Source organism: Eggerthella sinensis, assembly GCF_003339815.1.
Lineage (GTDB): Bacteria > Actinomycetota > Coriobacteriia > Coriobacteriales > Eggerthellaceae > Eggerthella > Eggerthella sinensis.
The window spans coordinates 65,106-73,566 of sequence record NZ_PPTT01000020.1 but is presented as its reverse complement, the minus strand read 5'-3'; the positions used below and the strand labels follow the sequence as shown (position 1 = coordinate 73,566).

At 65.0% G+C, this 8,461-nt stretch carries 6 protein-coding genes; 3 read left to right on the top strand and 3 right to left on the bottom strand.

Features of this window, described 5'->3' with window-relative positions; genetic code table 11:
* Window positions 1–782, bottom strand: a 782-nt coding sequence (locus tag C1876_RS11725) for a CPBP family intramembrane glutamic endopeptidase (protein ID WP_148707948.1), incomplete at its 3' end; no start/stop codon positions are given.
* Window positions 783–841: 59 nt separating this feature from the next.
* Between C1876_RS11725 and C1876_RS11720 the strand changes: the two genes are divergently transcribed.
* Entirely contained in the window at window positions 842–1,591 is a 750-nt protein-coding gene (locus C1876_RS11720) for a TraX family protein (RefSeq protein WP_114546910.1), read from the top strand.
* Here the strand turns inward: C1876_RS11720 and C1876_RS11715 are convergent, their stop codons facing one another.
* Window positions 1,592–3,106 (bottom strand): LCP family protein, encoded by a 1,515-nt coding sequence (locus C1876_RS11715; protein ID WP_244910131.1) that lies wholly within the window; start codon window positions 3,104–3,106, stop codon window positions 1,592–1,594. It lies immediately after the preceding gene.
* Window positions 3,107–3,142: 36 nt separating this feature from the next.
* Window positions 3,143–5,362: a MurT ligase domain-containing protein gene (locus C1876_RS11710; RefSeq protein ID WP_114546908.1), complete on the bottom strand. Its 2,220-nt coding sequence runs from the start codon at window positions 5,360–5,362 to the stop codon at window positions 3,143–3,145.
* A 280-nt stretch (window positions 5,363–5,642) separates the two neighbouring features.
* On the opposite strand from C1876_RS11710, the gene C1876_RS11705 reads away from it, so the two are divergent.
* Together C1876_RS11705 and C1876_RS11700 are read left to right on the top strand one after the other, a co-directional pair.
* A complete protein-coding gene (locus C1876_RS11705) occupies window positions 5,643–6,974 on the top strand; it encodes a polysaccharide deacetylase family protein (protein WP_244910130.1) in 1,332 nt (443 codons plus the stop codon).
* Between the two features lie 208 nt (window positions 6,975–7,182).
* Window positions 7,183–8,457: an ArsB/NhaD family transporter gene (locus C1876_RS11700; protein WP_114546907.1), complete on the top strand. Its 1,275-nt coding sequence runs from the start codon at window positions 7,183–7,185 to the stop codon at window positions 8,455–8,457.
* Window positions 8,458–8,461 lie beyond the last annotated feature (4 nt).

Genomic DNA, 8,461 nt, shown 5'->3' with positions numbered 1-8,461 from the left:
GGGATGAGCAGCAGCGTGGTTGCGGCGAGGAGGGCGAGGTCGAGCGGGTCGCCGGTGACGTAGGTTTGCTGGAAGCCGCCCATCAGCAGCAGCGGGCCGGTGTAGGCGAGGTTGAACGCGGCGTGCACGGCGGCGAGCTGCCACAGGTTGCGGGCTGCAACGTAGAGCGCCGCCATGAAGAAGCCGAAGAGAGCCGCTTGCACGGGCTTGAGGATGGTCTGCGCAACGGCCACGGCGCCGACGGCCGAGGCGGAATCGCCCAGGGACACGTGGAGCGCGCCGAACAGCACCGATGACACCGCGGCCGCCGCAAGCGCGCCCCGCTGCCCTCCGCCGAGCGCGGGAGCGAACGCATCCACGGCCAGCACGCGGAACACGCCTTCCTCGAACACGCCCGTGAGCAGGCAGAGTGCAACAACCTGCGCCACCAGCGCCGGCGCGACGCCGAACGCGTCGCGCTCAGGTGTCAGGGCGAACGCGGCCGCGCCTCCCACCACGCCCACGAGCAGCACGTACGCAATCCACGGCCCGAAGCCGCGGCGCTTCCCCATCGGACGCGCACGCAACCCGCCGAGCGCCGCCGGGCGCGAAACCCCCACGGCCGCCACCGCTATCGCCGCGAGGGCCGCAGTTTGCACGAGCGAGTCGCTCAGCGTCGCGCCCGGCAGCAGCGCGAAGCACGCCGCCATCGCCACGAGGGCCGCGACGAACACGGCCACGCGATGGTTTCGCGCCAGCCCCCTGTCCGCCTCAAGCGTTCCCGTGGAATTCGTGCGCGTCACGCCGCCTCCTCGCCTCTCAGCCTTCGATACATCGCTCTCTCGCAGTATACTAAAGCGCCATGAACGCACCTTCGAGCATAGCAGACACCACTCCGCGCGCGGGCGTTTCTTCGTTCACGCTCAAAGTCGTGGCCATCATCGGCATGACGTTCAACCACTTCTGCTACCTGTTCTACCCGTATCTGCCCACCGAAGCGCTGTGCGTGCTGTTCGGTTTCGGCGGCCTCACCTTCCCCATCATGGCGTTTTTGCTGGTGGAGGGGTATAACCACACCTCGAATATCAAGCGGTACGCCTCGCGCCTGTTCGTGTTCGCCCTCATTTCGCAGGTGCCGTACACGCTGTTTCTGTCGCACAACTTCAACGTGCTGTTCACGCTGCTCATCGGCCTTGCGCTGCTTTATTTGTACGACAATATGGACAACCGCGGCGGATTCTGGCTGTGCGCGGCGGCGCTCACGGCGCTCAGCGCGTTCTGCGATTGGGGCATTCTCGGACCGCTCATGATTCTCATGATGCGCGTGATTCCCGACCGCCGCCAGCGCGTCATCCTGCCGCTGCTCGTGCCCATTTTGGGCGACGGGCTGCCCGCCCTGTCCAATTTCATGGCCGGCTTCGACCTCGAGCTGCTGCCGTTCGCGCTGTACCCGCTCCTGGGATGCACGGCCACCATTCCGCTGCTGCTGTCGTACAACGGCTCGCGCGGCCGCCCGATGAAGTGGCTCTTCTACGCGTACTATCCCGCGCACATTCTCGTGCTCGGCCTGATCAAGGGACTGTTGCTGAACGATTGGACGCCGAGCCTCTAGCTACTTCCAGTCGGCGCCCAGCACCACGAGGAAGTCGGCTTCGAACACGTACGAACCGTCGTTGACCATGGCCGTGCCCACGCCGAGGGCGCTTGCGATATCCTTCGCCTGCGAGGCCTTGCTGCTGTCGTCGTAGATGACGAGCGTCTTGGGGTAGTCGAAGGTGTCGGCGTTGCCCGATTCCACGGTGTATCCCAGCGTCTCGATGCGCGTTGTGGCCTCGGTGCCTGCGCCGGTGATGCCGTTGCCGTTGCGCACCGCCACGTTGCCCGTATGCTTCGTGGTCTTCTGCGTGCCGTCCTCGTTCGTGCTCGAATGCGTCTCGCCGCTGCCGGTGGTGGCCAGCACGGTGCCGGACATCTCGTCAACCACGTCTTCGTCGGTAGGAGGAAGGCCCTGATCAACGCGCGACATCATGGTTTTCCATTCGCTCACGTTGTTGATTTCGTACCAGATGTCGTTGATGTACTCCGACGTGGTGGGCTCCATGGCCGAGTAGATATCGGTTGACGGATCGAGCCCCTGCATGGTCTGCGCAAGGCCGACGATGTCGGTGATTTCGAGGTCGGTGGTGACGTACTGCGACAGCGCCTGCACGGTGGATGCCATGGTGCCCACATCGGCCGCAAGAATCTTTTTCGCGATGGCGCTCAGCACGAGGCGCTGGTTCGCCGCGCGGTACGAGTCGCCGTCGCCGTACTCGTCGTAGGCGTGGCGCGAACGGCACAGGATGAGCGCCTGGTCGCCGCTGAGGGTTTGCAGGCCGGCATCGAGATGGCCGCCGGCGTCCTCGTCGTCGATTTCCATGGGCACGTCCACCTCGACGCCGCCGAGCGCGTCGACGACATCCTTGAAGCCGTCGAAGTTGATTTCCGCATAGTGCGAGATGGGCACGCCGGCCAGCTTCGACACCGTTTCGACCGTGAGCGCGGCGCCCCCGATGGCGTGCGCGGCGTTCAGCTTGTTCTGCCCGTATTCGCCCATGTCAACCAGCGTATCGCGGTGGATGGACACGAGGGTGGCCTTCTTGTTCACCGGGTCGATGCGCGCGAGGATGATGCTGTCGCTGCGGAATTGGTCGCCCGCGAACTCCTGGGACGCCTCGCGGTCGTTCGACCCGTCGGTGCCCATGAGCAGGATGTAGAAAGGTTCGTTCGCGAGGTCGGTTTCCACGAGCGCGTTGCGCAGCTCATCGCTGACGCCGTCGTGGAGGTTGCCCGAAAGCACCTGGTAGTAAGCGAATGCGGCGCCGGCGCCGCCCAGCACGAGCACGCCGACCACGGCGAGCGCGATAACCAAGGTACGGCGGCGCTTGCGCGAGCGGGTGCGCTCGTAGTCGCCGCGCGACACGCGGCGGGGCGTGGGAGTGGGCTCTCCGTGGACGCTGGGGCGACGGCCCGGTTCAGCCTGACGGGAGCGGGGATTCGTGGAGCGCGTGGGGCGCGTTTGACTGCTGCGTTTATTGTCCATGAAGCCATTGTGGAGGCAGTGCGACACGCGCGCAACCGCCTCCATCGGTTTCCTAGGAAAAGCCCACAGGCCTCCGAGCTGCTACGATCGTGCGCCCAGCTTCTTCGCCATGGCGTCGTTCGCGTTCTGCTCCACCGTGTCGTCGAGCGGTGTCAGCTCGATGCGCGGGGTGTTCGTGCGCGCCGCGAGACGGTCGAGCGCGCGGCTCAGCAGATCATCGGCAACCTCGGGGTTCTTCGCCAGCAGCGGGCCGTGCAGGTACGTGCCCACCACGTTTCGGTAGCGCACGCCGTCCTGCTTGTCGGCGTCGTTGTTGCCGTGCCCCGTAGGGGACGAAACCGTGCCGAAGGGCTCGACGTCCGCGCCGAGATGCGTGCGGCCCGCATGGTTTTCGTAGCCCACCACGGGACGCTGCGCCAACGGCGAGCGCAGCACGATGTTGTCGATGAGGCGATCGCCCGAGCCGCCCGCGGCGCGCTCGGTGGTCATGTCGACGATGCCCAGACCCTTCACTACCTCGTCGCCGAGCAGCCATTCGCGCCCGAGGATTTGGTAGCCGCCGCAGATGGCCAGCAGCACGCCGCCGTCCTCCACGTAGTCGTGCAGCTGCTCGCGCATGCCCATGAGCTCCGCCGAGGCAAGCCGCTGCTCGCGGTCGGGGCCGCCGCCCAGCATGACGAGGTCGACGCCGGCGAGGTCGATGGTTTCGCCATGGTTGACGCGCTTGACCTCCACGGGCACGCCCCGCCAACGAAGCCGCTGCTCGAGAATGCGCACGTTGCCGCCGTCGCCGTAGAGGTTGAGCAGGTCGGGGAAGAGGTGCGCGATCACAAGGGGGTCCCTGTTTTCTGCCGCGCACGGGGCGCTTGCGACGGATGAGGAGCCCTCCGCGCCTGCAGGTGAACCTGCGGGAGCGTCTTTCGGCGCGGAGTCCGCGCGGCTGGTCCCTGCGTCATCCACCGCGCCAGGAGTGCTGGGGGACCCCTCAGCTTGCGCGGTCAGCACGCTGTGCACGGGGGGCAGGGCGGTGTAGTTGGCTATCAGGTAGGCGTTTTGGGTGGCCGGGAGTCCCTTGATCTTCGCCAGCAGGTCGTCGGCGTCTTCCACCACCTGGGCGTCGATACCCGCGTACTTGAGACGCACCTGCATGTCGTTGGCGCGGATGCCGCCGGCGAACACGGTGAGGTTGGCTTCGTCTTCGGCCAGCTCTTCGAAGTCGATGTCCCAGAGCCACGACACGTCGCGGCCGTCGCCCTCCTTGTCGTTCACGAAGAAGGCCACCACCTTGTCGCCCGGGTCCTGCGCCACGATCTTGAGGTTCTGGTTGAAGCCGGTGGGGTTCTTCGCCAAGTTCAGCAGCACGCGACGGCCCGCGATGTCGAACGTTTGCAGGCGTCCGTTCTGCGGGTCGAACACGTCGATAGCCTTCTGCAGCGAGGGCAGCGGACACCCGCACAGGTCGGCTGCGGCGGCCGTCGCCAGCAGGTTGTACACCATGTAGGCGCCGGTGTAGGATGCGCTGATGGTTTCGTCGAACACGTCGAAGGACAGGCCGTCGAGGCCGAGGTGCACGTTCGTGGCGGCGTACTCGAGCGCGGGGCGCGCGAAACCGCACGTCGGGCATGAGAAGGCGCCCAACTGCCCGTACTGGCGGTACGCGTACTCCAACATGGTGGAGCAGCGCTGACACATCTGCGCGTCGGCCACCGAATTCTGCGGAAGGCCGAGGTCTTCGTTCACGCCGAACGCGACGGAGCGATTCGCCGCGCGATCCGCGATGGCGGTGCACAGCGGGTCGTCGGCGTTGTACACGAGCACGGTGTTCGGCGACTTCTCAAGCGCGCCCACGATGCTGTCCTGGATGCGGTCGATTTCGCCCACACGGTCAAGCTGATCGCGGAACAGGTTGAGCAGCACCACGTAGGTGGCCTGCAGCTGCGGCAGAATCTTCGCCAACCACAGCTCATCGCTCTCGAACACGCCCCATTCGGACGGGCCCGCGTGCAGCAGCGAGGTTGCCACGCCCGAGTCGAGGTTCGCGCCGGTGCGGTTGCACACCACGCGGTTCCCGGCCAGCTCGAGGGCGTCGGCCAACAGATTCGTCACCGTGGTTTTGCCGTTCGTGCCCACGACGCATATGGAGCCCTTTTGCAGCTTCGGCGCCAGGTTCGCTATGAGGTGGGGGTCCACGTACAGCGCGATTTTGCCGGGGAAGTTCGCGGCGGGACGGTGGAACACGTTCTTGAGCCCCCACGTTGAAACGGCGCTGACGGCGCGGGCGCCGACGAACTGCAAACCCATAGATCATTCCTTTCGATCACGTTGCGTTCAGTATAAGCGCAGCACCGCACCTCGCGAGACGCCCCTGCCCGCACTGACACCTGCCCTCCATACAATTTTCAGTATGTGACAGCGCGGTAACGGTGACCCCTTTCGTCTTGGTGCAACCTTCAACTCTTGGTAGAAGATACGTATGACGTCCACCGGGGCAATTTGATAGTTCTCCTCTCGTACGGTATGTTGGTAGCGCGGCCGCGTGCCGCAGCGCACATCCGCACAACGGCTTCAACCGAGGAAGGGTATGACCGAGCGCAGTTTCGACGACTTGTTCCCCACGCATGAGAGCGGCGGCCACGAGCCTCGCCGTTCAGAGTACGTGCGCCCCACAAGCACGCACGTTCATCATCGCGCTTCAACACCCACGTACAGCGCGGCTTCTCCTTACCAGGATCGCGACCGTTATCGCCGCATCGCTACCGCGCCGCCGAAGCGCACGTCGCGCATCCCTCTCGCCATCGCACTCGCCGTTCTCGTACTGGTTGCTCTCGTGGGCGGCGGCGTCCTGTTCGTGCAGAGCCTGCCGGCCGCCATCACGCTCAACGGAAGCAGCGTCAACGTGGGAGGCGACAAAACCCTCGGCGACGCCCTGCACGCCACCGGCATCAAGCCGAAGCCGGGCGACCTCGTGGCCGTCGACGGCAGCGTGATCGAAGAGGGCAAGGGCGAGCCGTTCCACGCCACCATCAACGGCGAAGCCACCACCGACACAACGACGAAGCTTGCGAGCGGCGACGTGGTGGAACTCGGCGACGGCAACCCCATCGAGGAACCGTCCGAGGTTGCCGAAGTGGCCATCCCGTACTCCTTCGAGGAGGAGGGCAACGGACCTATCCATATTATTGAGGGCGACGGCGCGGATGGCACGAAGCGCACGAAAACCGGCACCCTATCGGGCCTCGTCGCCGAAGAAATGCTGCAAAACCCCGTCAACCCCGTGCGCCGCAACGTGTCGCCCGAGGTCGGCGACGACAAAGTGGTGGCCCTCACGTTCGATGACGGCCCCTGGAGCGACTCCACCGCCGCCATCCTCGACACGCTGTCCGAGTTCGGTGCCAAAGCCACGTTCTTCACCGTGGGCGACCGCATCAACGGCGAAGGTGTTGACCTGGTGAAACGCGCGGCGGCCGAAGGGCACCAGATTTGCACGCACACCTTCGATCACGCTGCGGGCGACGGGCAGAGCGTGAACCTGGGCTACATGACGGCCGAGGATCAGGTGGCCGAAGTGCAGAAGGGCTACGAAGCCATCGAGGCGGCCACCGGCGCCGAGGCCAGCCACGTGTTCCGCACGCCCGGCGGCAACTATGGCGAAGACGTCATGCGCAACGTCGGACCCCTCGTCACCGCCGAAATCGGCTGGAACATCGACTCGCAGGACTGGCGCCGCCCCGGCGTCGGGCCCATCGCCGACCAGATCAAGAACGCGTGGCCGGGCGCCATCGTGCTCATGCACGACGGCGGCGGCGACCGTTCGCAAACGGTTCAGGCGCTCAGGGACGCCCTTCCCTACCTCAAGGCGCAGGGCTACCGCTTCATCACCATGGACGAGCTGCTCAGCTACCCGCTTTCGTAGCCGCGTCGCCTGCTGCGCTGCCTGCCGCAACGGGAACGGGACCCCCGCTTTGTCGCGGCGAGGGCGACAACTGTCGCCGAAAACTACTGTTCCATCACCTGGCATATTGGTATAGTTAGGCGCATGGGCCGTGCACAAGCGCGACCTCGTCAAGCAGAGGGGTTCTTCGTGGCGTTTGCACAAACACTACCGCGTCAGGCGGTGCTTTATGGACGTTAACCAGATCGTCGCCATTGCCGTATTCGTCATCGTCATGCTTGCCATCATGACCGAGAAGCTGCACCGCTCGCTCGCCGCCATCACGGGCGCTATGCTGGTGCTGGCACTGCACGTCATGCCGTTCGACGCTGCCATGGAGCACATCGACTTCAACACGCTGGGCGTGCTGCTGGGCATGATGTTGTTCGTGTCGGTAGTGAAGCTGTCGGGCGTGTTCGAGTTTCTGGCCATCAAGTGCGCGCGCTTGGCCAAGGGCGACCCGTGGAAGATCATGCTGTTGTTCGTGCTGCTCACAGCCGTGCTTTCCGCGTTCCTCGACAACGTGACCACCGTGCTGCTCATCGGCCCCATGACCCTCACCGTGTGCAAGCTGCTCGACATCAACCCCATCCCGTTCTTCATGACCGAGATCCTCGCGTCGAACATCGGCGGCACCGCCACGCTCATCGGCGACCCGCCGAACATCATGATCGGCTCGGCTGCCGGGTACTCGTTCTTCGATTTCATCCTATACGACGCGCCCGCCGTGGTCATCATCCTGGCTGCGGTGCTGGTGGTGTTCTACTTCATGTACGGCCGCAAGATGCACGTGGACGACGAGCATCGCTCGCGCATCATGGAGCTTGACGAGCACGCGCAGATCAAGAATCAACGCCTGCTCAAGCAGAGCGTGGTCATGACGGCGCTCGTGGTGGTGGGCTTCATGGCGCACGGCGCGCTGGGGCTCGAGTCGTGCATCATCGCGCTCGGCGCCGCCGGCATCATCATGCTCATCTCGGGCGAGAGCATCGAGGAAGCGCTGTCGAACGTGGAGTGGACCACGCTGTCGTTCTTCGCCGGCCTGTTCGTCATCGTGGGCGCGCTGGCCGAGACGGGCGTCATCGGCATGTTGGCGAACGGGTTGATCGACATGACCGGGGGCAACGTGTTCATCACCATGTTGGTGCTGCTCATCGGCTCGGCCGTGATTTCCAGCTTCCTCGACAACATCCCGTTCGTGGCCACGATGATCCCCATCCTGCTGGCCATGGAGGCCACCGGCATGGACGTCACGCCGCTGTGGTGGGCCGTGTCGCTGGGCGCCTGCCTGGGCGGCAACGGCACGCTCATCGGCGCAAGCGCGAACGTGGTGCTGTCCGACATCAGCAAGAAACATGGCTACGAGATATCGTTCGCCACCTTCTTCAAAACCGGCTTCCCCATCATGCTGCTCACCATCTTGATCGCCGGCGTGTACCTGGTAGTAAGGTTCCCCCCGGCGTAGGATA

What these genes read in the sequence shown, in the direction of transcription:
- C1876_RS11710 (WP_114546908.1), bottom strand. Translation starts at nt 5,362, where the DNA reads ATGGGTTTGCAGTTCGTCGGCGCCCGCGCCGTCAGCGCCGTTTCAACG.
- C1876_RS11720 (WP_114546910.1), top strand. Translation starts at nt 842, where the DNA reads ATGAACGCACCTTCGAGCATAGCAGACACCACTCCGCGCGCGGGCGTT.
- C1876_RS11715 (WP_244910131.1), bottom strand. Translation starts at nt 3,106, where the DNA reads ATGGAGGCGGTTGCGCGCGTGTCGCACTGCCTCCACAATGGCTTCATG.
- C1876_RS11700 (WP_114546907.1), top strand. Translation starts at nt 7,183, where the DNA reads ATGGACGTTAACCAGATCGTCGCCATTGCCGTATTCGTCATCGTCATG.
- C1876_RS11705 (WP_244910130.1), top strand. Translation starts at nt 5,643, where the DNA reads ATGACCGAGCGCAGTTTCGACGACTTGTTCCCCACGCATGAGAGCGGC.